The organism is Streptomyces sp. NPDC056486, assembly GCF_042795295.1.
Lineage (GTDB): Bacteria > Actinomycetota > Actinomycetes > Streptomycetales > Streptomycetaceae > Streptomyces.
The window spans coordinates 55,639-78,981 of sequence record NZ_JBHTSF010000024.1 but is presented as its reverse complement, the minus strand read 5'-3'; the positions used below and the strand labels follow the sequence as shown (position 1 = coordinate 78,981).

General features: G+C 66.1%; 25 protein-coding genes and 1 pseudogene. 1 reads left to right on the top strand and 25 read right to left on the bottom strand.

Annotated features, from left to right (window positions below; translation table 11 throughout):
• Positions 1-15: 15 nt before the first annotated feature.
• The 4 genes from ACFQ7F_RS13170 to bldG form a co-directional block, all read right to left on the bottom strand.
• Positions 16-597 (bottom strand): small secreted protein, encoded by a 582-nt coding sequence (locus tag ACFQ7F_RS13170; RefSeq protein WP_383269873.1) that lies wholly within the window; start codon positions 595-597, stop codon positions 16-18.
• Between the two features lie 198 nt (positions 598-795).
• Positions 796-3,204 carry a sodium-translocating pyrophosphatase gene (locus ACFQ7F_RS13165; RefSeq protein WP_383269871.1) on the bottom strand — a complete coding sequence of 803 codons (2,409 nt, stop codon included), beginning with the start codon at positions 3,202-3,204 and terminating at the stop codon, positions 796-798.
• 339 nt (positions 3,205-3,543) lie between these two features.
• Entirely contained in the window at positions 3,544-3,981 is a 438-nt protein-coding gene (locus tag ACFQ7F_RS13160) for an ATP-binding protein (protein ID WP_383269870.1), read from the bottom strand.
• A 113-nt stretch (positions 3,982-4,094) separates the two neighbouring features.
• On the bottom strand, positions 4,095-4,436 hold the full coding sequence (gene bldG / locus ACFQ7F_RS13155) for an anti-sigma factor antagonist BldG (protein ID WP_003975386.1): 342 nt from the start codon (positions 4,434-4,436) through the stop codon (positions 4,095-4,097).
• 80 nt (positions 4,437-4,516) lie between these two features.
• Here bldG and ACFQ7F_RS13150 point away from each other — a divergent pair, with 80 nt between their 5' ends.
• A complete protein-coding gene (locus tag ACFQ7F_RS13150; protein ID WP_383269869.1) occupies positions 4,517-6,970 on the top strand; it encodes a DEAD/DEAH box helicase in 2,454 nt (817 codons plus the stop codon).
• Between the two features lie 258 nt (positions 6,971-7,228).
• On the opposite strand, the pseudogene ACFQ7F_RS13145 reads toward ACFQ7F_RS13150, so the two are convergent.
• From ACFQ7F_RS13145 to ACFQ7F_RS13045, 21 genes and pseudogenes are all read right to left on the bottom strand, one after another.
• Positions 7,229-7,444: pseudogene (locus ACFQ7F_RS13145) on the bottom strand (Rv3654c family TadE-like protein); the annotation flags it as partial.
• A gap of 74 nt (positions 7,445-7,518) precedes the next feature.
• The gene (locus tag ACFQ7F_RS13140; protein WP_383269868.1) at positions 7,519-7,911 is read right to left on the bottom strand and encodes a TadE family type IV pilus minor pilin; all 393 of its coding nucleotides are present in this window, start codon (positions 7,909-7,911) and stop codon (positions 7,519-7,521) included.
• Entirely contained in the window at positions 7,898-8,014 is a 117-nt protein-coding gene (locus ACFQ7F_RS13135) for a DUF4244 domain-containing protein (protein ID WP_383269866.1), read from the bottom strand. Before ACFQ7F_RS13135 ends, ACFQ7F_RS13140 begins: the two co-directional genes overlap by 14 nt.
• A 608-nt stretch (positions 8,015-8,622) precedes the next feature.
• Complete coding sequence (locus ACFQ7F_RS13130) at positions 8,623-8,982, bottom strand: hypothetical protein (protein WP_383269865.1); 360 nt, start codon at positions 8,980-8,982, stop codon at positions 8,623-8,625.
• A gap of 424 nt (positions 8,983-9,406) precedes the next feature.
• On the bottom strand, positions 9,407-9,598 hold the full coding sequence (locus ACFQ7F_RS13125; protein ID WP_383269864.1) for a hypothetical protein: 192 nt from the start codon (positions 9,596-9,598) through the stop codon (positions 9,407-9,409).
• Positions 9,598-9,783 carry a hypothetical protein gene (locus ACFQ7F_RS13120; protein ID WP_383269862.1) on the bottom strand — a complete coding sequence of 62 codons (186 nt, stop codon included), beginning with the start codon at positions 9,781-9,783 and terminating at the stop codon, positions 9,598-9,600. Before ACFQ7F_RS13120 ends, ACFQ7F_RS13125 begins: the two co-directional genes overlap by 1 nt.
• A 405-nt stretch (positions 9,784-10,188) precedes the next feature.
• Complete coding sequence (locus ACFQ7F_RS13115) at positions 10,189-11,358, bottom strand: helix-turn-helix domain-containing protein (RefSeq protein ID WP_383269861.1); 1,170 nt, start codon at positions 11,356-11,358, stop codon at positions 10,189-10,191.
• Between the two features lie 87 nt (positions 11,359-11,445).
• A complete protein-coding gene (locus ACFQ7F_RS13110) occupies positions 11,446-12,240 on the bottom strand; it encodes a hypothetical protein (protein ID WP_383269860.1) in 795 nt (264 codons plus the stop codon).
• Positions 12,241-12,296: 56 nt separating this feature from the next.
• Positions 12,297-12,875, bottom strand: coding sequence for a hypothetical protein (locus ACFQ7F_RS13105; RefSeq protein ID WP_383269859.1), 579 nt, complete (start codon positions 12,873-12,875; stop codon positions 12,297-12,299).
• Between the two features lie 267 nt (positions 12,876-13,142).
• The gene (locus ACFQ7F_RS13100) at positions 13,143-13,337 is read right to left on the bottom strand and encodes a hypothetical protein (protein WP_383269857.1); all 195 of its coding nucleotides are present in this window, start codon (positions 13,335-13,337) and stop codon (positions 13,143-13,145) included.
• A 69-nt stretch (positions 13,338-13,406) separates the two neighbouring features.
• Positions 13,407-13,652 carry a hypothetical protein gene (locus tag ACFQ7F_RS13095; RefSeq protein WP_383269855.1) on the bottom strand — a complete coding sequence of 82 codons (246 nt, stop codon included), beginning with the start codon at positions 13,650-13,652 and terminating at the stop codon, positions 13,407-13,409.
• A gap of 308 nt (positions 13,653-13,960) precedes the next feature.
• Complete coding sequence (locus ACFQ7F_RS13090) at positions 13,961-14,152, bottom strand: hypothetical protein (protein ID WP_383269854.1); 192 nt, start codon at positions 14,150-14,152, stop codon at positions 13,961-13,963.
• Positions 14,145-14,441, bottom strand: coding sequence for a hypothetical protein (locus ACFQ7F_RS13085; protein WP_383269853.1), 297 nt, complete (start codon positions 14,439-14,441; stop codon positions 14,145-14,147). The genes ACFQ7F_RS13090 and ACFQ7F_RS13085 overlap by 8 nt, the downstream gene beginning before the upstream one ends.
• A gap of 190 nt (positions 14,442-14,631) precedes the next feature.
• Complete coding sequence (locus tag ACFQ7F_RS13080) at positions 14,632-14,856, bottom strand: hypothetical protein (RefSeq protein WP_383269851.1); 225 nt, start codon at positions 14,854-14,856, stop codon at positions 14,632-14,634.
• A 53-nt stretch (positions 14,857-14,909) separates the two neighbouring features.
• Positions 14,910-15,194 (bottom strand): endonuclease domain-containing protein, encoded by a 285-nt coding sequence (locus ACFQ7F_RS13075; RefSeq protein WP_383269850.1) that lies wholly within the window; start codon positions 15,192-15,194, stop codon positions 14,910-14,912.
• Complete coding sequence (locus tag ACFQ7F_RS13070) at positions 15,191-16,114, bottom strand: sigma factor (RefSeq protein ID WP_383269849.1); 924 nt, start codon at positions 16,112-16,114, stop codon at positions 15,191-15,193. The genes ACFQ7F_RS13075 and ACFQ7F_RS13070 overlap by 4 nt, the downstream gene beginning before the upstream one ends.
• Before the next feature lie 485 nt (positions 16,115-16,599).
• Positions 16,600-18,447, bottom strand: a complete 1,848-nt coding sequence (locus ACFQ7F_RS13065) for a DNA polymerase (protein ID WP_383269847.1) — start codon at positions 18,445-18,447, stop codon at positions 16,600-16,602.
• A 78-nt stretch (positions 18,448-18,525) separates the two neighbouring features.
• The gene (locus ACFQ7F_RS13060; protein WP_383269846.1) at positions 18,526-20,988 is read right to left on the bottom strand and encodes a phage/plasmid primase, P4 family; all 2,463 of its coding nucleotides are present in this window, start codon (positions 20,986-20,988) and stop codon (positions 18,526-18,528) included.
• A 145-nt stretch (positions 20,989-21,133) separates the two neighbouring features.
• Complete coding sequence (locus tag ACFQ7F_RS13055) at positions 21,134-21,658, bottom strand: hypothetical protein (RefSeq protein WP_383269844.1); 525 nt, start codon at positions 21,656-21,658, stop codon at positions 21,134-21,136.
• Between the two features lie 368 nt (positions 21,659-22,026).
• Positions 22,027-22,317 carry a hypothetical protein gene (locus ACFQ7F_RS13050; protein ID WP_383269843.1) on the bottom strand — a complete coding sequence of 97 codons (291 nt, stop codon included), beginning with the start codon at positions 22,315-22,317 and terminating at the stop codon, positions 22,027-22,029.
• A 156-nt stretch (positions 22,318-22,473) separates the two neighbouring features.
• The gene (locus tag ACFQ7F_RS13045; protein ID WP_383269842.1) at positions 22,474-23,214 is read right to left on the bottom strand and encodes a hypothetical protein; all 741 of its coding nucleotides are present in this window, start codon (positions 23,212-23,214) and stop codon (positions 22,474-22,476) included.
• Positions 23,215-23,343 lie beyond the last annotated feature (129 nt).

Below are 23,343 nucleotides of genomic sequence, written 5' to 3'. Positions count from 1 at the left end.
GGAAGGGGGCGACCCCTAGGCGGCCGAAGGTGTGGCGGAAGCGGACTTGCAACTGTCCTGCTGGCTCATCGCCTTGCCCACCTCACCCTCCTGCAGCTTCTCAAGCGCCTCGTTGCCGCTCTTGCTCAGCTTGTCCAGCTCACCCGCGACGTTCTTGAGCCCGTCGGCGAAGTCCGCCTGGTCCTTGGTGTCCAGGCCGTCGACCTTCTTCTTCAGGTCGCCGTACGACTTGGAGATGGCGTTCAGTTCCTTGACCGCGTCGTCGGTCTTCTTCTGACCGCCGTCGACCGGCGGGGCACCCGCGTCCTTCACCGCGGTGCCCATCGCCTTGTAGGCGTCGGACATGTCCTGGAACGCCTTGGAGTCGGTCTTCTGGACGTCCCCGGGCGAGCTGTTGTCCGAGGTCTCCTTCTGGATCGCCGCATTGGCGTCGGCGATCTTCTTCGACTGCGGCTGAACCGAGTCACAGACGTCCTTGGCCCAGGAGTCCAGCTTCTCGTTGCCGTCGTCGCTGCAGCCCGACAGCGCCAGTACCAGTACCGCACCGCCGGACAGTGCGGCTGCAAGCTTCTTGTTCACCGGATTGGTCCCTTCCATGGCTCTCGGCCCCGGAACTTACACGCCAACTGGGTTACAACCGCATGCCGGGGGCCCGGTACCGCCCCTATTGAAGCCATTTGCACCAAGCAGGGAGCGCGAGAGAAGGCTCACGAGACATTCACCGGGCACACGAAGGGCGGACGCCGCGTCAAAACGCGCCGCCCGCCCTTGTGTTGGGCAGAGTCTGACCCGGCGTTACGAAACCACGGCCGGGTCAGCCGAGTTACCTACTCGCTCCGCACCACCTTCCTCCTGGTCGCCCACGGCGATGCCTCGCCTCTTGGACACGTACACCGCGCCGACGATGACCAGGATCGCGAGCACCGCGATCAGTGCCCGGATCCCGGCGCTCGCGTCGTCCCCGTAGCTGAACTGGACTACCGCGGGCGCGATGAGCAGCGCCACCAGGTTCATCACCTTCAGGAGCGGGTTGATCGCCGGGCCCGCGGTGTCCTTGAACGGGTCACCGACGGTGTCGCCGATCACCACCGCGGCGTGGGCCTCACTGCCCTTGCCGCCGTGGTGGCCGTCCTCGACGAGCTTCTTCGCGTTGTCCCACGCGCCGCCGGAGTTGGCGAGGAACACCGCCATCAGCGTGCCCGTGCCGATCGCGCCCGCCAGGAACGAACCGAGCGCGCCGACGCCGAGCGAGAAGCCGACGGCGATCGGGGTGAGCACGGCGAGCAGACCTGGCGTGGTCAGCTCGCGCAGCGCGTCCTTGGTGCAGATGTCGACGACGCGCCCGTACTCCGGTTCCTCGGAGTAGTCCATGATCCCGGGGTGCTCGCGGAACTGCCGCCGCACCTCGTAGACCACCGCTCCGGCCGACCTCGACACCGCGTTGATCGCGAGCCCCGAGAAGAGGAAGACGACCGCGGCGCCCAGGATCAGGCCGACCAGGTTGTTGGGCTGCGAGATGTCCATGACCAGGTTCATCGGGGCGCCGTCGCCCATTTTCTCGCCGACGTCCTTGGCCGCGCTCGCGATGGCGTCGCGATACGAGCCGAAGAGCGCCGCGGCCGCGAGGACGGCCGTGGCGATGGCGATGCCCTTGGTGATGGCCTTGGTGGTGTTGCCGACGGCGTCCAGGTCGGTGAGCACCTGCGCGCCCGCGCCCTCGACGTCACCGGACATCTCGGCGATGCCCTGCGCGTTGTCGGAGACCGGGCCGAAGGTGTCCATGGCGACGATCACGCCGACCGTGGTGAGCAGGCCGGTTCCGGCGAGCGCCACCGCGAACAGGGCGAGCATGATCGACGTACCGCCGAGCAGGAACGCCCCGTACACGCCGAGCCCGATCAGGAGCGCGGTGTAGACGGCGGATTCGAGCCCGAGCGAGATTCCGGCCAGGACGACGGTGGCCGGGCCGGTGAGCGAGGTCTTGCCGATGTCCTTGACCGGGCGCCGGCTGGTCTCCGTGAAGTAGCCGGTGAGCTGCTGGATCAGCGCGGCCATGACGATGCCGATCGCGACGGCGACGACCGCGAGAACCCGCGGGTCGCCGTCATGACCCGCGATCGCCGTGTCCGAGACGCCGTCCAGGTCGGCGTACGTCGCCGGCAGGTAGACGTAGACCGCCGCGGCCACGAGCACCAGTGAGATGAACGCGGAGATGAAGAATCCGCGGTTGATGGCGGTCATCCCGCTGCGGTCGGAGCGCCGTGGCGCCACCGCGAAGATCCCGATCATCGCCGTCACGACACCGATCGCCGGAACGATCAGCGGGAAGGCGAGTCCGGAGTCGCCGAAGGCCACCTTGCCGAGGATCAGCGCGGCGACCAGGGTCACGGCGTACGACTCGAAGAGGTCGGCGGCCATGCCCGCGCAGTCGCCGACGTTGTCGCCCACGTTGTCGGCGATGGTCGCGGCATTCCTCGGGTCGTCCTCCGGAATGCCCTGCTCGACCTTGCCGACCAGGTCGGCGCCGACGTCGGCGGCCTTGGTGAAGATGCCGCCGCCCACACGCATGAACATCGCGATCAGCGCCGCCCCGAGGCCGAAGCCCTCGAGGACCTTCGGCGCGTCGGCCGCGTAGACGAGCACGACACAGGAGGCGCCCAGCAGACCGAGCCCCACCGTGAACATGCCGACGACGCCGCCCGTGCGGAAAGCGATCTTCATGGCCTTGTGCGAAACAGCGGTGAGATCCTTTTCGGGCTCACCTTCCGCAGGAGTGGCCTCTCGTGCGGCTGCCGCCACACGGACATTGCTGCGTACGGCGAGCCACATGCCGATATAGCCGGTGGTCGCCGAGAACACCGCACCGATCAAGAAGAAGATCGATCGGCCGGCGCGCTGATTCCAGTCGTCTGCAGGCAGCAGCATGAGCAGGAAGAACACCACGACGGCGAAAACACCGAGAGTGCGCAACTGCCTGCCGAGATAGGCATTGGCGCCCTCCTGGATCGCCTTCGCGATCTTCTTCATGCTGTCGGTGCCCTCGGTGGCCGCCAGTACCTGGCGTACGAGCACCCAGGCGACCGCGAGGGCCGCGACCGCGACGGCCGCGATGACCATCACGATGAGGCGGTTGTCGTCGGTCAGTACTGCGGCTGCGAAGGTTGAGGTGTGGTCAAACTGATGAGGGGTAAAAAGCCCCGTCATTCGTCCTCCTTGACGCCTGGGGTGAGCTCAAGATGTGGACGGATTGTAGGGAGCGGAACCTGATCAAAACAGAGCGCCGCAAACGGAATTGGCTAGAGATTGCTTCCCAGCAAATGATCGCGACCGTAGATTGGCCCCGAAAGCGGTAACGCCCCAAAACCGTTGACGGAGGCCGGATTCCCCGAGGCAATTGACCGGGGCAATGATCAAATAAGAAAAAGGCCCTGCTCCGGATGGGGAGCAAGACCTTGGTGCGGCGGGAAGGGGAAGCCCGCCGGATGGGGCTGGATCAGACCGGGTCGGGCCGGATCGGACCGGGCCAGATCGGACGGGAGCCGGTCAGAGGAGCGGCGCAGGGGTCGTCGGCCACGTCATCCGGATGAGACCGCCGCCCTCGCCCGCGGTGACTTCCACGTCGTCCACGAGCCCGCTGATGACGGCGAGACCCATCTCGTCCTCACCCTCGGCATCCAGATCGACGGACGCTCCGGGCCCCGAGCCGGGTGCCCGGTCGCCGGACGTCGCGTGGGGAGCCTCGTCGCCGACCTCGATGGAGAACTGCTTCTCGTCCTCGATCAGGGCGACCCGCACCGGCGCCGAGACGCCGTTGCTCTGGTGCAGTCCGACGGCACGCGTGCAGGCCTCGCCGACAGCGAGTCGGACTTCGTCGAGAACGGCCTCGTCCACTCCGGCCCTGCGCGCGACCGCCGCCGCCACGAGCCGGGCGGTCCTGACGTGCTCGGGCAGCGCGCTGAATCGGAGTTCAACGGTGGCCATGCATCCCCCTCGGACATACGCGCGTGCTGTCAGGGGGCCGGGCCGAGGGCCCGGTCCCCTGCTGTTCTGCCACCCCCGGGCCGAGCAAGCAGCCGACCCGGGGCATCCGGCTCTCAGTCGGTGGCCGCGACCGCTTCCTCGACCGAGGTGTGAATGGGGAACACCTTGGTCAGGCCGGTGATGCGGAAGATCTTCAAAATACGTTCCTGGTTGCAGACCAGGCGCAGTGAGCCCTCATGGGCACGCACCCGCTTCAAGCCGCCGACCAGTACGCCGAGCCCGGTGGAGTCGAGGAAGTCCACGCCCTCCATGTCGACGACCAGGTGGAAACTGCCGTCGTTCACCAACTCGACCAACTGTTCGCGCAACTTGGGCGCGGTATAAACGTCGATTTCGCCACCGACCTCGACGACCGTACGATCGCCGACGGTACGGGTCGACAGGGACAGGTCCACGGATCCTCCAGCACCTTGCTATCGAGCGGTCATCCCTTGGGACACCTCGGCAGAGCCCCCAGGACGGATCGCCAGCCGCGATGGCATTCAATCACTTACCGGCAGGCATGCACGACGCCTTAGGACCATTGTCCATCCTGCCAGTGACACACTCGGTGCCGATGGCCAACTTTCCTCCACCGGGAAGACCCTTCACGGGCGCCCCGGCACGCACGTCTCCACGGACGGTCCTTGACCGGCTGACCGCGGGACCGAGCCGTGCTTCGCGCGTCACTCATACGGAGCACTTGCCCCCGCGCGCGGCCCGATATGCAGTCTGGCCTGATCGCATTCGATCCGAGGTCGTCGCCGCGGTGCAATCGGCCGGGATCGAGCACCCCTGGGCCCACCAGGCACTCGCCGCCGAGCACGCCCTGGACGGCGAGTCGGTCATCGTCGCCACCGGCACCGCTTCGGGAAAGTCGCTCGCCTACCTCGCCCCCGTCCTCTCGGCCCTCCTCGACGGCTCGGAAGCCCCGAACGGCCGCGGCACGACCGCGCTGTACCTGGCCCCGACGAAGGCCCTGGCCGCCGACCAGCGCCGCGCGGTACGCGAACTCGCGGCGCCCCTCGGCAACGCGATCCGCCCCGCCGTGTACGACGGCGACACCCCCGTCGAAGAACGCGAATGGGTACGTCAGTACGCCAACTACGTCCTGACCAACCCCGACATGCTGCACCGCGGGATACTCCCGTCCCACCCCCGCTGGTCCTCCTTCCTGCGCGCCCTGCGCTATGTCGTCATCGACGAGTGCCACACCTACCGCGGCGTCTTCGGCTCCCACGTCGCCCAGGTCCTGCGCCGTCTGCGCCGCCTCTGCGCCCGCTACGGCTCCGACCCCGTATTCCTCCTCGCCTCCGCCACCTCCGCCGAACCGGCCATCGCCGCCGAGCGCCTGACCGGGCTGCCGGTGAAGGAGGTCGCCGACGACGCCTCACCCCGCGGCGACCTCGTGTTCGCCCTCTGGGAACCCCCGCTCACCGAGCTCCACGGCGAGAAGGGCGCCCCCGTCCGCCGCACCGCCACCGCCGAGACGGCGGACCTGCTGACCGACCTGACCGTCCAGGGCGTCCGCTCGGTCGCTTTCGTACGCTCCCGGCGCGGCGCCGAGCTGATCTCGGTGATCGCCCAGGAACGCCTCGCGGAGGTCGACCGCTCCCTGGCCCACCGCGTGGCCGCCTACCGGGGCGGATATCTCCCCGAGGAGCGCCGTGCCCTGGAGCGGGCCCTGCACTCCGGTGAACTCCTCGGCCTCGCGGCCACCACAGCGCTCGAACTCGGCGTGGACGTCTCCGGCTTGGACGCCGTGATCATCTCCGGCTATCCGGGGACCCGTGCCTCGCTGTGGCAGCAGGCGGGCCGCGCCGGGCGCTCCGGGCAGGGCGCCCTTGCCGTCCTCGTCGCCCGCGACGACCCGCTGGACACGTATCTCGTCCACCACCCCGAAGCGCTGTTCCAGCAGCCGGTGGAGTCGACGGTGCTCGACCCCGACAACCCGTACGTCCTCGCGCCCCACCTCTGCGCGGCCGCCGCGGAACTCCCGCTCACGGACGATGACTTGACCCTCTTCGGACCGGCCACAGAGGAGCTGCTCCCGCAGCTGGAGGCCGCGAAGCTGCTCCGCCGCCGCACGAAGGCCTGGCACTGGACCCGCAGGGAACGGGCCGCCGACCTCACCGACATCCGCGGCGAGGGCGGAAAGCCCATCCAGATCGTCGAGGAGGGCACGGGCAGGCTGCTCGGCACCGTCGACGCGTCCGCCGCGCACACCGCCGTCCACGAGGGGGCGGTCCACCTCCATCAGGGCCGTACGTATCTCGTGCGCCGTCTGGATCTGGAGGACTCGGTCGCCCTGGTCGAGGAGGCCGGTCCGCCGTACTCCACGACGGCCCGCGACACCACGGCCATCTCCGTCCTGGAGACGGACACCGAGATCCCCTGGGGCTCCGGCCGGCTCTGCTACGGCTCCGTCGAAGTCACCAACCAGGTCGTCTCCTTCCTGCGCCGCAGGCTGATCACCGGCGAGGTCCTCGGCGAGACCAAGCTGGACCTGCCGCCCCGCACCCTGCGCACCCGCGCGGTCTGGTGGACGGTCACCGAGGACCAACTGGACGCCGCCCGCGTCAATCCGGAGATCCTCGGCGGCGCCCTGCACGCCGCCGAGCACGCCTCCATCGGCATGCTGCCGCTCTTCGCGACCTGCGACCGCTGGGACATCGGCGGCGTCTCCGTGCCGCTGCATCCGGACACGCTCCTGCCGACCGTCTTCGTGTACGACGGCCACCCGGGCGGCGCGGGATTCGCCGAGCGGGCCTTCCACACGGCCCGCGAGTGGCTGACCGCCACCCGTCAGGCCATCGCCTCCTGCGAGTGCGAGGCCGGCTGCCCGTCCTGCATCCAGTCCCCGAAGTGCGGCAACGGCAACGACCCCCTGCACAAACGCGGTGCGGTCCGCCTCCTCTCCACCCTGCTCAAGGACGCACCCGTCCCCTGAGGGGCACCCGGCGCCCGACCCGGAGCCGCCGCCTGTCCGCCCTGACGCAGAACGCGCCGCCCTCACCTCAGACTTCCGCCCAGCAAGCCCCTCAGGGCGGCCTGACGGCCCTCTGGGGGCTCGCGCCGACCACACGTCCGCCTGCAGGCCAGCGGGCGCCACAGCCCCCGCTCCCGACGTCGGGGCAATCGGCCCCGCCGGGCCCGCCCTGGACCTGACCTCCGTCACGAACGGGCCGAAGCCCGCCGCCGCGGTGACGTCCGAGATCTCGCCCCGCAGCGCGCACCGCACGATGCGCACCCCCTGCGCCTCGGCCACCCGCCCAGCCTTGGCACATGCCGCGGAACGCCCCTCCACCCAGTGATCCGCCGCCGCAAGAGCCGCCAAGTCGGCCGCGCCGCCCGCACGATGGCGGGCGACGATCACCTGCCCCATCGCGAGGACCGCGCCGCAGATCACGCACAGCACGGCCATCACGACGACGACCCACACGGTGGCGGCGCCCCGGTCCGACGCCGGCCCGGCAACCCGGCACCCGGCCCGCCCTCTCACGTCCCCACCCCCACCGTCTCCTCCGCCGACGCCACCGCCTCCGACCGCAGCCGCAGGCCGAGCCCGAGTGCTTCAGGCCCCGGCGAGTCCGCCACGACCTCCACCCGCACCAGGTCGCCGTCCCGCCGCACGATCACCGACGCACCACGCGGCGCCGCCTGCCGGGCCGCCGCCACGGCCGCGTTCTCGGGGTCCTGCCGGGCCATCGCGCGCGCCCCGGCCCGTGCCGCGTCCACGCACTGGATCTGCGCGGACGCGGTCAGCAACGCCCAGACCAGCGCCATCGTGAACAGCACGAGCGTGGGCAGCACTACGGCCGCCTCAGCCGTCACGAACCCCTGGTCCCTGTGGCGCGCCCGGCTGCCCCCGGGCCCCTCAGAACTGGACATCGAGCGCCTTCTCCACGACCGCCTGCAACGCCGCCCTGACCTGCCCGCTCGTCACCACCTTGTAGAGCAGTCCGGCGAACCCCACCGCCGCGATGAGCCCCATCGCGTATCCGAAGGGTGAAGACTCACCAGGAGGTTTGGGGGAAGCCCCCCGGAGATCGTCACCGGGGGGGCTATGTCGAGCGCGTCGATCAGGCAGGAAGCCGAACACCGTGGATCACTTCGGGACCCACGTCGATACCGAGCGTGGCAAGGAAGGCTGCTCGCCGACGGGAGGCACGCAAGCGCTCTTCGGCACGCTCTTCGAACGCTGCGAAGTACGGGCGAATCAGGGGGGTGTCTTCACCCCTGAGCGGCTTCGGGTTGGCGTTGTAAGCCGCGTACGGGCTCCGGGGAGGCAGCCACGGGAGCCGGAGAGCCATGGTCGACTCAGCGGGGCTCTCAGGGACGGGAACGGGCTCCGTCGGGGGCCTACGCCGGGTGCCCTTCGGGGGCAGCACTACGGCAAGGATGAAGCGAAGGCATGCCTCAAGGGCACGCGCGATAGAGTTGCGCACGGCGACAGCTCCTAGCAGTGGTGTCGTCGGGCCCCGGGTAGTCGGAGTGTTACCAGCACTCTGCCGGGGCCGCTTTGTTTTGTTGTGGGGTGCACGGTAGCACCGGACATCAGCGGGAGGATGGGACTTCCGCGCGTAGCACTGCGGGAAGTCCCTAGTCATCGTCGCCGTACTCGCGGTAGCCATCGTCGTAATCGTCTTCGTACGCGCGCTCTCGCACCTGGCGTAAGAAGTGGCTTGAGTGTCTCTCCAGCAACGCCCCAAGCGGGTCTGTCACATCGTCGGCATGGTCCCCAGGGTGGCCGTCGAAGAACTCGCAGTTGAGACAGGCGGGCAACTCAATGAACGCGTGCCCGCTGTCGTCCCACATGAGCCAGAGATCATTGTCGTCGGGTTCGTCTGCCACGCAGAAGCGACCGGCGTGCGGGGTGTCGTCATCGTGTTCACCTAGGCCGCACAGCAAGTAGGCATCTGCCAGGGCGAGAACGTGAGCCGGGTTGATGGCACCCGGCATGAGGGACACCGCTAGGAGTGCTTCCGGCTCAGGGACCGGGCGTATCGACGTGCATTGCAACATGGGTACGTCTTCCTGATTGTTTCGGACCTCAAAGAACCCCGCTTGCGCGCCACGGGGGAAGCGTCACAAGCGGGGTTCCCGTCTCCCTGCGGAGGGTGTTTGGCGGCACCGACCGCAGGGGGTCTATTCGCTGTCTACGACGTCCATGAACTTGCGCGGTTTACACACGGGCCCTGCATGCTTGTAGGCCACGTGGCCACCCCTGGACGCGCTGTCATGCGTAGCGGCGATTTCGTATGGCTCGCTCGGCTTTATGCGCCCCAGGCAGATCATGCATATCTTCACTTGTCGGCCGCGCGTGCGATTATCAGGGCGATCACAGCCACCCACACCAACCACGCGACGTATGCGAGATACCACCTCACACGGGGTTCAGGTTGGCGGGACTGATCATCCACTCGATACCGCCCTTCTCGGGTCGGACCCATGCCCTAGCGATCTCTTTCCGTGGCGGCGGGGTACCGGGGTCTTCCCACTCAGGGTCAATCGCTTTGAGGATGCCGACGCGTTCACCGTCCGTGACGCGTTCGCCGATGTGCTCGCTGGTCACCATCACCGGTGGAACACCTCCACGTGTCGGCGTAGCCGGTCGGCGTGCGACTCGATAGCGGCGCTGTCACCGTTCACCTTCGCCACGTTCAGGTCCTGGGCACGGCTGTAACAGCTCTCGCAGCCCGCCACGGGCTCTATCTCGTCGTCGGCGAGGCTGACTAGCTCGGGGGCTGGTAGCGCGCTCACGCGTGCGTTCTGACGATTTGCCGGGGTGTGCATGCCCGCGTCCTCCCTCAAGGCACCAGGGGTGGACGTACGTACGGGCCTGCGGCGGGAGCGCCGGACACGGCGGAAGAATTCTTGTGCGGGTGCTGCCTGATCTCAGAGGCAGCGGCCTTCGCGGCGGTGTGATCGTCCCGAAGGACTGCGTCAGCCCGTTGAGCGTCGAGCGCTTCGCACACGTCGCAACCGTCGGCCGGATCACCCGCTAGTAAGTACTCATCAATATCGACTTCGGTTCCGAGCCGTGAGGGCTCCGGCTTTTTCACCTGCCCACCTCCTGTGTCGTCCGAGTAACGGGACGTTAGGGAGGCGGGCACGCCGTGTCGCTATCCCTTCGCTAAATCGTGCGGCGGAAGGGATAGGTACGTCTCACAGCTCGTATCGAACAACACCCGCCAACGTGCGCATTTCCGGGGTCAGCGTCCGGCGCCCGGTGACGATCTTTTCGACGATGTCACGGGCGAATCGCTGCGACGGCAACCACTCCGGGGAACCTTCCTGGATCTTCCAAAGCTTCTCGACAGCCTCGCCGTACTGCCCTGTCTTCACGAGCGCGTCGGACACGTCGAGCAAGTGCCGGTTCCTGTTGTTGCTCGTCGGCTTCAACTTCGAGAACGGCACACGCTTCGCCAACTGAAGAACCATGTCGGGACGATCAATGATCGCCATGTTCTCAGCGGCCTTGAGCTTGACCGTCGTCGGCCCGAACGTCCGCAGGAAGTCGTTCTCAGGGGCGTACTCGCGGCCCATGGCCACTGCCGCCGAAGTGGCGAACTTGAGCGCGTCTTCAGCCTCACCGGGTTGGGAGTTACGTACCGCTGCCGCTGAGACACGAAGCAACATCCAACCCCACGTGGACAGTTCGGCCGGAGTCGCGCGAGAGATCCGGGGCTCTGTCTCGTCGGCCCACTTCACGGCAAGTGAGTACGCCTTCCCCAACTCCCCGCGCCGGAGCAAGAGCCAGCACATTGTGTTGATCGTCGCCGCACCCTCCATGCGATCGGCAGCGTCGTCGAGCGCACGCGCGAGAGCCGTCTCAGCCGCGTCGAACTGACGTGTCTGGACCATCAACCACCCGGCGAGCTGCAAGAGCCTCACGCGGACGGCACGGCCTTCGCTCCCCAGGGCTTCGGCATCCCGGAGCAACGGCGGAAGGACGATCGAGAGAGCCGAGAAACGATCGTCCACGAAGAGGGGTGTCGCGTCGTCGAGCGACTTCCGCACTCCGGCCACCGTTGGCGGGTCAGCGTCAGCAGAGAGCAGGACCGGGGGCCGCTCGATCGCGTCCCGTACCGGCTTCCATCGGTCGACCGTTTCAGGGGTTGCCCCCTCTTCGTTTCCGCCGTCGGCAAGCTTCATAGTCGTCGTCCGGAGTGCGACAGCGAGCTTGCGCAACGTCTCCATACGGGCAGTCTTCGACTTGCCTTGTTCGAGCGACTTGATCGTGACGAGCGGGACACCCGACGAGTCCGACAGCTCACGCTGTGACAGACCCCGGAGCTTCCGCGCTTCCTTGATGTTCTGCCCGGTTGTAGCCATGACTTGAGAGTACGACCGGGGAGCCGTCCGTGAACATGAAAATGCCCCCTGCACCGACCCGTGAGGATCAGTACAGGGGGCTTCGTGTCACACGCTGAGTTCGGCTTCGAGTTGCGCGTACTTCTTCCGGACCGTAGCCACGTGCCGACCGGCAGCGGCAGCGGCTTCGAGAGCGTCGACCTTGTGTCGCCACGCGCGCTCAATGATCGCGTTGGCTTCGGCGTTGCTGAGCCGGGGCTTCGCAACATCCAACGAGAGCTGTCCGGGCTCGTCGGGCAGTGGCGTGAAGGTCGGCTTCGCGGGCTCCGGGTTAGCCATCCCGGCAACCGTCGAGCGGGTGACCGTCTCCGGCGGGTGCACGACGACCATGCGCGCTGTCTCCGGCTCGCCCTGGTGCTTGTCGGCCGTCGGCTCCGGGGCCTTCTCAGCGGTACTCAGGGCCTTCGCTTCGGCGTTGGCGAGAGCGGCCATGTACACCGGGCCGACTTCGGCGAGAAGCATCACGAGCGCGGGGGCAATCAGGTGAACGGCCACGCCGACCCAATCGCGAGCCGCAACGGACAGCCACACATTCAGGAAGGTCGACGCGAGTCCGGTCGTCCATCGGAAGGCGAGCGGCCACCGGCCAAGTCCCGTGATGTTGTGCCGGGCAAGGGTCGACTCAGCCGAGAGAGCCATGATGAAAGCCGCGTCGACAATGAGCCCCAGGACCCACCCGGACCATGCCCACTCGCTGTGTCTCGCGACGAAGGGCGTCGTCGTCATGGCGGAGTAGAAGACGAGACCGACGATCAGGAACCATCTTCCGCCGGTCAGTACGTACCGGGCCCGACGTATGGGGGTAGTCGGGTCGACCGGCTTGTTGCGCTTGTCGCTCTTCAAGTCGCTTGCTCCCGTGACGAGTTGTGTAGTCGTCCGGCAGTCAGCGAGTCGATTGCCTAGCGTCGTATGAGTCGATAGTGCGCGTCCGGCGAGCCGCCACCTTCGCGCGTGTCGTGGCGGTGCCGTGCACGCTCCTGAGAGCGCTCCGGCTCGCGTGTCGGCACAGACTCACCGGGACTCGTTGAAGGCTCGTCCTGGGGCCGCTCACGGGCTTCGCTGCCGTCGTCCGCGTCGGCACGTCGGTGCCCGTCATCCGGGTCTTCGAGATACGGGATTAAGCCCGCTTTCAGTCCGACGGCAAGCCGTTCGCTGATCGCGTCCCAGATCACCCATGGGTCGCCCTTCGGCATGTACTTGCCCCACGCCGAATCCCACGCCCATTCGTACGCACCGATCGTGCGCTTCGAGTACTTGCCCCAGGCCGTGACGCGAAACGCCGACGGCCCCCCGCGAGAGACGAGCTGCGCAACGAGAGTGCCGTACGCGAGCATCACCCGCCTGAGATCCCGTTTGCTGTACGCGGGCTCTTCACCGGCCGGAGACAGCTCCTCTGACTCAGCCCACCGCCACCCGACGCCGGATCTCTGTGGGACCTCAACCCTCAGCTCGACCGTCGTTCGCCCTTCCCATCTCATGTGTCAACCACCCCGTCGCGCTTTGGCCAAAGAATGGCCGACTTCTTTGCCTTCTCCTTACGATCGCCCCTGCCCCATGCATCACACAAGTAACCGGCAGTGACTTCCTGCTCACCCTTCTCACACGAGACCGTACAGCCGTTCGATTCGAACATGCCAGTGACAAATACTTTGTGAACTTGTGAATTAATCAGCCTCGTCAATTGAAGAGGCTGAACGCAAGAAAGCCCCCGCCGAAGCGGGGGCATGTCTTGAGCGGTCTCTTCGTCAGTCGTCGTAATGGATCGTCAGCCGCTCGTCGGGCCGGTGGTCACTGATCGACATGTTGGGCCAGAGAATGAACACGAAGCCGTCGGCTTCCCATTGCTCCGACACCCGCCATGCGAGCTTGCCCATGACGAGCCAATCGCCATCGTGCACATCCTTCGCGGCCTTCGTCTTCGGTCGCTTCGCGGTCATCATCGCGTGACTCCCTCGTTCGTCGATCGGAGATCCGAGCGTACCTCAGCCCCTTCAATTGAGGGGGCTGAATCAGTGCTTAGTCGGCTCCGGGGCGGCGTACTTCACGCACACCGTGACGGGTGCCGTCGAGACAACCGGCTTGCCGTTCACGATCGTCGTTGTCGTGTGCATCGTCGTCGAGTAGTCGACGCACTCAGGACCCGTGTCGCATGCCGTGAGCCCCAGCAAGGCCACGCCGACAGCGGCAGTCACGGCAGCGGCTTTCCGGCCCTGAACGAAGTAGTTCGTCATTGCAACCGGCTTGTCGTGCTTCATCTGTGATCCCCTGTCAGCTTCTCTGCCTCTTGGCACTTACGCATTGACTCTTGCCGGTCGCGGAGCCGTTGCACGACCCTGATCTTGCCCGCCCTGACAGCGTGCTCGCCACTCTCGAAGTCGTCTGGGTACAGCTCGACCGACGCGAGCACCCGACTCCCGAAGCGCTTCCGGTCCTCCCTGAGTTGAACTTCGATCGCCCCGAAGCTTGCCGGTCGAACCCGGTAGAACCTCTCTCGTTCCGCCATGCCCTATCCCCCTACGCCGACGGGCTCAGACCCCTCAATTGAAGGGTCTGAGCCCGCATGTCAGTCGTCGTTGCCCTTGAGGAAGTACGCGAGATTGAGCGTGTCTTCCGGCGTGACCTCTTCGGGCCACTCTTCAGCCCTGAGCGTTCGGCGAGCGAGTCGCCAAATGTCGAGCCGGTCGGCCATGTCTTCCGCCTGCCGCTGCCCCTTACTCGTCAGCACCGGCATACGCGGCTCGTCGGCGTCAGACACGGGCACGGCGAAGGGCTTCGTCGATCTGCCGACGCTCCGCGTTCAGGAAGTCCTGTCGGGTGAACTGACCGCCCGTCCGGCGAGCGGTGGGGCCGCTGTCGCGCTCGATCTCGGCTGCCGTCTCGTTGGCCCACGCGGCAAGCTCTCGGAGCTGGGTCGGGTTGAGCTGTGCCCGGTCGTTCGGCACGGCGAGCGAGGCAACCCCCGGCTCGTCGGATTTCACGAAGCCGACCACGCGTCCAGCCTGCCCGGTCAGAACGGCCTTCGTCTCACGGCTGACTCGCATCATGGGTGTCTCTCTCCTCGTTCCGGCGTGAAGCATGTTCAGGGCGAAGCGGACTTGCCACTCAGGAAGTCCGGAAGGGTGGCTCACTCGGCGATCAGTCGAGCCGCGATGAAGACGAAGGTCGCGAGCGCGTAGAGCCAGAGAAGCGCGATGAACGCGTATCCGGCCTTGACCTTCGTCGGCATGGGGGCGCTCACCGGGCACCGATCACAGTGCTCAGGTTGTTCGCGAAGCGGAGCGTGCACGCGATGCTGTCGAGCGCGCGGAGACTCTTCACGAGCGGCTGAGCCTCCCCGAAGGGATGCGTCACGGACGCGATCACGTCGCCGTCGGCGTTGTGGGTCACGAACTCCGTGCCGGTCCTGCCTACCGGGGTCGTGTGGACTGTTCCACCCTGAGGGAGTCGGTAGATCGCCATTGCGTCTCCTGGTTCGTTTGGTGTCTTCGAAAAGCGGTTAGCGAGTCGATTGCCTACCGGTCGACGTGGCGGTAATCCGTGCCCGTCTTGCTCAGGTACTGCAAGGCCCTGAGAAGCCGCTCAGGGTCGTCGCGGAAGTGGCCTAGGGCGAGATTGCAGCCGGAGCACAGCGAGCCCCGTACGCGCCCCGTGTCGTGGCAGTGGTCGGGAGCCGAAGGCTTCTCAGGAGTCGGCTCAGCCCCGCAGATTTCGCACGGGCGAGTACGAAGCTCAAGGGCAACAGAGTCGGCGAGCCCGTACCTTCCGGCCCGGTTCCAGACGGCACCGCGCGGCCTCACTTGCGACCACCCCGGCTCAGGTTCGCGGCGGCAGCGGCCGTCAGCTTGTCGGCAAGCTCCGGATCGTCACCCGCGATGGCATTGACGTACCGCTTCGCGAAAGCCTTGAGCCCCTTCGAGCGGGCTTCACGGATGGCCTTGACCGGCATACCCACGACAGCCGACATGCCTTCGTCGTCGCCGCTGTCACCGTGGCCGAAGTACAGAACGTCGCCAATGCCGAACGAGTGCTTGATCACGACGCGCTGCCCCTCGCCCATCACGTCGAGAATCGCGTTGACGATCGCGAGCTTCACGCGTCGGTCTTCACGGTTCAGGTCGGCAGCCTCAACAAGGTCGTCGGGCACGTCGAGCGGTGCGACACGCTGCAAGACTGCGTCGAGCGCGACGGAGAAGTTGCCCGGCGTCTCAGCGTTGGCGGACAGCATGGGGGCATGAATGGACACGTCGCCTTCCCATGCGAGCCGGGCAGCCTCAGCGCGGTCGGCAGAGAGACGCTGTCCCTTCGGCGGCACCGTCTGAGCGAGCTTCGCGGCAAGGAACACGTCGCCGTCGGCACGGTCGAGCATGGACGCGAAGACCTTGATTGCGTCCTTGTCGGCTCCGGCGTTGCCGTGACGCATGTCGCGGAGCGCATCCGTGAGCTTGCCTTCGGCGGTCGAGTAGATGAAGGCAAAGAACGCGTCGACCGTCTCGCCGGTGAACCTGGGGAGCGCTTCCCACACGGCTATTCGAGCGATCTGAGCGAACTCTTCGCGAGCGTCCATGTACCGGTCTCCGCCGTACGGGGCGAACCGGCGAGCGGCCTTCTCAGAGAGGTAGGAAACGCGGCCTTCAGTGGCTTCGAGTACTGCCGTCGTGGCGGCAAGGTCGTTGTCCTGGGCAGCGCGGACGGTCTCAAACGCGAGCGTGACTGACAAGGGGTGTCCCTTCGGGTTTCGTGTCTCGCTCGGGAGTGAGCGAGTCGATTGCCCGGAAGGGATCGGAGGCCGAAAAGACGCTTGTGACCGGAGCCACGACCTGTTTTAGGCATGGCTCCGCCACGGAGCGGCAACACGGAAAAACGACGACCCAACCCCGTCCGGGGATGTGCTTGACGGGGCTCGATCAGGGCCGTTCGTCGTGCATGAGCAACGTACGAAGAGCCTCTTCAATTCACAAGGCACTTCGTTCGCGCTTCAATGTGTTGGACGTGCGTCCGATGTGAAGGGATGTACACAAATCGAAGGCGTGACCACGTCTCATCCCTACGGATGAGGGGTCGGGTGGGTCGAGATCGGGCCGTTACCCTTGGGATCGAAGGAAGAGCCCTAACGCACGAAAACCAGCCCCCTCAATTGAGGGAGCTGGAATCGTGTCCTTCGCGTGACCTACTGACTCGTACTCAGTTGCAGAGGTAATCCGCTCAGTAGTCAGCTCCATACAGAGAGCCCCAGGATCGGCCCCCGATCTCGGCTGCCGCGTCGATCCGCACACCGAAGAGATCCATGGTCATGCAGCGCTCGAACTCGCGCGCGTAGTCGGCAGCCTCACGAGCCGGGACCGACGCAAGGACTTCGTCGTGAATCGGAAGCTTGAGCACGTCGAGCAATCCGGCCGCTTCCATGTTCATCATCGCTTGGCCGAGCACGTCACGAGCGGTGCTCTGTACCCGGTAGTTGATGACCGCGTACGTCCTGTCACGGTCAAGCGGAAGCCGTCGACCGGTCGCACTGATCGCAACCATCCCGTTCGCCCGTGCCTCACGCTGCCACCGGACCGACGCACGCTTGATCTCCGGGTACACCCGGTCATACGCGCCGAGAGCCGACCGCACTTCGTCTACCGGCGCACCGGTCTGACGCTGAATCGTGGTGAGCCCACCCCCGTAGACCTTGCCGAAGCCAATGCCCTTGCAAAGCTTCCGGTGCCGCTTCGTGAACCCTTCGCCGTACACGAGTCCGGCCGTGAAGTCGTGAAGGTCGTCGCCGTTCGCGATGGCCTGTTTCATGCGCTTCACGTCGGCGAGCCCCGCCAGCACGCGCATCTCTACGGCCGTGAAGTCCGTCGACACCATGACGTGTCCTTCGTCGGCGAGCATCGCGCGACGAATCATCCAGTCAGACGACGGGAGCGTTTGAAGCGCGGGCTTCGTGATGCTCATACGTCCTGTGCGTGCCGCAAGAGTGTGGATGCCCGCATGGATGCGGCCGTTACTGTCGACCGTGTCAAGGAACGTGTCGGCGTAGGTCGTTGCCCACGAACCCGCACGCTTCGCCCTGAGCGCGGCATCGGCGAGCGGGTTCGGTGTGCGAGCCCCGATCCGCTGCCAATCACGGTCAAGGTCCGCGAGCGGCAAGAGAACGGCCTTGTCGACCTTGAGAGCCCCGCCGTCGGTCAGCTCCGTCAGCTCTTCGCCCATGGCAAGAAGCGCTTCCGAAACTTGCTTGCCGGAGTTGACCGACTCGACCCCGTACCGGGCAGCGACGAACGCGTACTTCGCCTCTTCCTCGCGGAGCCGTTCACGAAGTACTTCGATGTACTCCGCGTCGAGCACGATTCCGGCGCGCTGCATGATTGCGCACATGCGCGCTATCTCGTGTTCGTACTGCACGAGCGCTTCGCGTACGCCGAAGTGACTCAGCCCCTCAGTAAGGAAGGGGTCGAGCCGCGCCGTGTAAATGCAGTCGAGACCGGCGTAAAGGTTGTAGGTGGGGTGCTGAAGGTCGATGCCCGCCCACCCGGTTTCCTTCGTCATCCCCAGGGACCGGAAGACTGCCGTGAGATCCGCCTGAGTGTCGACGGCCGTCGGGTCGATGTACCACGCCGACAAGGGCTTGAGCCCGTTTCCTATGCCCCCTTCCTGGGGCTGACGCGGATCAATGAGCGTGGATTTGATCTTCGTATCGGTCGTCTTCGGCGCAAGCTCTTCGAGCGGGAAGCCCGCATGCCGGTCGAGTACGAGCCAGTCGAACGACGCGTTGTGAATCAGGAAGCGTCGAGCCATGCGGAGCACGAAGAGCGCGGCTTCACGGAAGCGGCCCCCGCGTTCCCAGTGAATGACCCATGCCGTGTCCCGGTCGCCGAACTGAACGGTGCGGAGCCGGTACCCGTCAGTGAAGATGTCGAGCCCGGTCGTCTCCGTGTCGAGCGCGATCGGGCCACGAAGTGACGCGCGCTGCGCCCACGACATGAACTCTCGAAGGTCCTGGTCCGTCTGCGGAATCCGGATCTCAACAATGTCGTCGGCAACACGGTGTCGGTAGGTCTGCAAGGTGAGCCCCCAATGAGAAGGGCTCAGCTCCCTCAATTGAGGGGGCTGAGCCCGTCGGACGGTTGTCGAGTTGTTGAGCTACTTCGCGAAGATTCCGGGTCCCGCCGTCGTCTGCTCCGGCGCGTCCGCGTCGCGAATGCCGATCAGGGCGACACCCTTGTTCGTTTTCTTCCGTCCGATACCGCGCTCTTCCATTGCCGAGAAGAAGGTTCGGCGAGTCCACCGTTCCTTTGCCGGAAGGTTCTCCGCCTCACACCAATCGAGATAGGCGTTGAATGCGTCTCCGCCGGGCATGACGTTGCCTTCCGCCGGGACGAGAACGCCGGGGAAGAATCCGGCGAGAGCGTCGCTCGTCTCGCGGTACTCGCGCGTTGCCGTCGTAATCACGTCCGGGTCCTTGAGTCCGCTCGCGTACCACTCGACAGCCCCGCGCACGGCCCACGCGATGATTCCGGCGGTCTCCGCGAGAAGCTTCCGGTCAAGGTCGTAATCGCGCTCGTTCGGTGCGAAGAATCGCGTGAACGGAATGAGCTTGACCCTTCGCCACAGACCTTCGTCGGCACCCCGGAAGCGCGGCTTGTGGTTGGTCGCCAACATGATCAGGAACGTCGGCGCGAACGTGAAGAACTCTTGCCGCAGGAACCGGGCCGTGACCTTGTCCTTGCCCGTCACGCGCTTGAGGACGGCTTCCGACATGGCCTTGCCGGACTCACCCTCGCTCGCCATGACCAGGCGTGCACCACGCAACGCGGCAATGTCGTTCGGAATGCCGCCGCTGCCCTTGTCTTCGAACGTGGCGAACGGGGTCGTGCGGGTGATCGGGCCGAAGATCGTCGTCAGTACGTCCGTGAAGACGCTCTTGCCGTTGGCGCCCTTGCCGTGCAGCACCGCGAAGCACTGCTCACTTGTGTTGCCCGTGATCCCGTAGCCCGTGAGTCGCTGCATGTACCCGACGAGATCCGGCATGCCGGGGAAGATTTCGCTCAGGAACTGTTCCCACCGGGGAGCAGCCGCGTTCGGGTCATAGTCGACCGGCAGTGACACCGTGAGCATGTCGTTCTTGTCGTGCGGCCGGAGCTGACCCGTGCGAAGGTCGACGACCCCGTTGCGGAAGCTCAGGAGATTCGGCTTCGCGTCGAACGCGTCGGCGTCCACGTGGACAGACGGAACCGATCGAAGCTCCGTCATGAGCGAGTCGATTCCGGTGGTATTCAGGAAACCCTTCGCGGCTCCGGTCTCCCCGGCGAGCGCGAGAGCGGCCCCCATGCGGTGTACTTCCTGCCGGACCTTCGTCGTCGACCGGTCCCACGTGCGGCCGTTCCACACGAAGAAGCCGAGACCAGTCGCGTACTTGATCCGGCCGTCAGTCCATGCGACGAGCGCGTACGCGTTGATCGCGTGCGTCTCGCCGTAGCGCTTCGTCAGCTCTCCGAGCATGCGCGCGGCTTCCATGCCCTGATCGCGGGACACGAAGTCAGCTCCGGTCCTGTCAGCGACCGCAGCACTCACGGCGTGGTTCTCGCTGTCGACGGCCGACCGGGCAGGCTGAGCGTTCTTCACGGCGCTGTGGAGGCTTGCCGCGAAGGTGTCCGGTGCGTGCACTCGCCAGTCTGTGAGATCGAAGCCCGCGTGAGGGATGCTCAGGGCGTACACCTCAATGCCGTGAGCCTTGAGCCCTTCGACAAGTCGTGTCGTGAAGCCGTTCCCCGCCGGGTCGTTGTCACCGGCCACGATCACTTGAGTGCCCTTGAGCCCGTCGGCCAACTCCCCAACAAGCTCAGGGTTGTTGACGAGCGAGGCACCCCGGACGGCAACCGCGTCGTACCCGACGGCAACCGCTGTGAGCGCGTCTCCGGGCCCTTCAGTGACCAGGGTGACCCCGTACCCGCCGGAGCCCTTGAAAACGCCGTACGGGGCCCACCGAAGCCCGTCGGGGTTAGTCAGCGAGAGCCACCGTCCGGGGCACCGCCCGGTGAGGTCTCGACCCTGCAAGCCACGGGCCACGCCCCGGAAGTCGCACAGAGGGACCGTGAGCCGGGGGAACTGTCGGAAGGGGCGCGATCGGTAGTTGCGCTCAGCGCCGTCGGCGTCCCGGTAGCTGAGCCCCTGTACGCGGCCGTCGTCGACCCCGAGCATGAGTTCGGCTGCCGTGTCGTCGTCGAGCCCGAAGCGGTCGGCAACGTACTTCCGGGCAGCGTCGCCCCAGTGCTCGCCCCAGGTCCCCAGGGCGACCGACGTAGCGTCCACGTACGTGGCGAGTGCCGCAGTCTGCGCCGTGCCGACGAGCGCGGGCTTCACGGTCGAGACAGTCAGGCTCTCGCCGGTCGTGTTGAAGAGGTCTTCCCAATTGAGCCGCGCGGCCTTGCGCACGTCGTTCGTCTCGCAACCGGCACGGCACGTGAGCCGAACCTTGCCGTCTTCGCCACGCCAGATGCGGAGCGAGGGACGCGAGTCCGGGTGAGCCGGGCACGTTGCGATGTACCCGCCGTCGCCCTGTTCGCCTACGTCGGCGAAGCGAGAGAGCACCGAAGCGAATTCCATGATCGACCTTTCGTCACGCGTTGATTCGAAAACACGTGAGCGGGTCGATTGCCTGACTCGCCTTGAACACGGACAGTGAGCCCCGCGGGGCTACCTATGTCCGTTTCTGTCCGCATTCAAGGCGATGCCGGCATTAGGCCAAATCTCACTGAGCGTGACGAGAGGCCCGTACGTCGCGAAGCACGTCGGCGAAGCCCTCAACCGTCGTGGTCATGTACCACCGGTCCGTGACGAGCCCCCGAATGGTCGGCGTGAAGCCGTACCGCTTCCGCATGTCCGCCGTCGACAGTCCCAGGGCGACACGCACCTTCGTCCACGTGCCGACAGGGAAGTGAACCCGCCCTTGCCGCGCGTTCGCCCGACGAACCTTGTGCACGACGACCCCGTACGGATATCCGGCGTGGTGCGCTTCCGTGACAGCCTGCCGGAGCCACTTCGGAACGGCCGCTTGAGCCACGTCCTTGCACTCAAGGACGAACGGCACGGCGTGCACGTCACCTACGTCCTTCACGCCTTCCTGAGCCGCCCTGCGGACGTTGAACGGCGAATAGATATCGACGAGCCGAAGCTTCCCGTCAACGTCCTTCACGGCAAGGTTGAGCGCCACGTTCAGGTAGTCGCGAACGTCGCTCTCCCACTTCGTCCCCTTGGACTTGTTCGGGTTAGCCACGTCGACCCCCGGTGACTAGAGCCATGGCCAGAGCGAAGCCGGTCACGGCTCCGAAGAACGCGATCAGGATGAGCCCGACCCAATCAGCCACGGGACACCCACTCGACCCCGGCACCGCGAGAGACTGCATGCCTCACCGCGTCCACGTACCGACACCAGTCGGCACGCTCCCGCATGGGGGACTCGATCAAGAGCCGGTCACCTTCCCCCAGGTTCCGCACGTCGCCCATGGCCGGAGCCGACCCGGTGACGATCCGTACATCCGTCATTGCGTTGCCTTCCTAGCCCCTTCAATTGAGGGGGCTGAACGCAGCAAAGGGCCGGACAGTGACCCGAGTTGGGAAACCGTCCGGCCCTGAGCCGCCCTGTTAGTTGTCTTCGCCCTGTTCGCCGGTCACGTTGGATCGGAGAAGCCGCACGTGCGTCGCTGCCACATGCTCAGCGCGGAGCGTCTTCCGGGGCTCGTGCCCGCTGTCCGTGCCCGTCGGCTGCACCTTGAGCATGGGGAACTTGCGGCCGTCGACCTTCGCGAAGTAGGTCTCACGAATGATCGCGTCGGCCACGCGTACGCCGTTCTCGCAGCGTGACGAATAGTTGATGAGGTCGCCCCGGTACACGGCCTCACCGGCGTAGTCAGTGATCGTGCCGCGCTTACTCAAAGACCGACCCCCCGTCGTCGTCGACCCCGAAGCGAACCCGCCGCTCGTGAATCACGTGCGGAACCATTTCGGGTCGCCACTCCCACAACGGCTTGCGAATGTCTTCGTCCGGCAACCGGCGAAGCACCTTCGCGGCGAGCGCCTTTTCCTCCGGGCTCACGACTCGTCGGCGATCGCGTCGTTGAAGGGCTTCACGATGTGAATGGCGGGCTTCGTGTACTCGACCGTCTTGCCCTTCATCTTGCCCTTCTTTGCCACGTACGAGACCTCTTCGAGCGTGAGGTTCGCGAGCACCGGGCCACCCTCGCCGACGGACGCAAGCGCGTTCTCGGCTTCGTGTAGACGCTCAGCGAGTGACCACGAACCGGTGACGAACTTGAACTTGCCAAGCCCCTCGTCGTCGGCGAGCCGGAACGCGACCGTGATCGACGGCTTCGGGCCCATGTAGTCGTTGGCTGCCTGCTTCCGCTCCGCGAAGAGAGCCGGGCAGTTGCAGGGCTGACCAACGAGCTTTTCGTTGCTGGGGTGGCTCAGGAAGACGCTGCCGGTGCAGTGGTGCGTGAGCTTGCCGTTGACCCACTGCTTCATGTCCGACTCGATGCCGTCCGCCGGGATGATGACGTCCAGGGACTCAGCCGACGTGAAAACCTCAATGAAGTTCTCGTTCGTCGTCTCCTCGTTCTCGACCGGGGTTCCGCCGAGAAGCTGAGCCACCGCGTCGGCAACGTTCTTGTCGCCGGTCGAGAACTTCCACTCAGACAGCGTCGCCGGGTAGGTCTTGCCGGTCTCGTCCTTCTCCATGTAACCGAACGCGAAGCGGCCGTTGCTGTCGTCGCTGTAGACCTTGCGGGGCTCCGGCTTGTTCTCCGGGTCGGTCTTCCAAATGTCGAGCGCCATACTGTCTCTCCCCTGAGAGTCGTTGGTTGGAAGAGACCGACCGGAAAGGGTCACCACGTCTTACCGGCTCGATACGCCGTGCGTGGGCTATTCCAGCCTTCCGGCCGGTCTCGAAAACCAGTAAGCGAG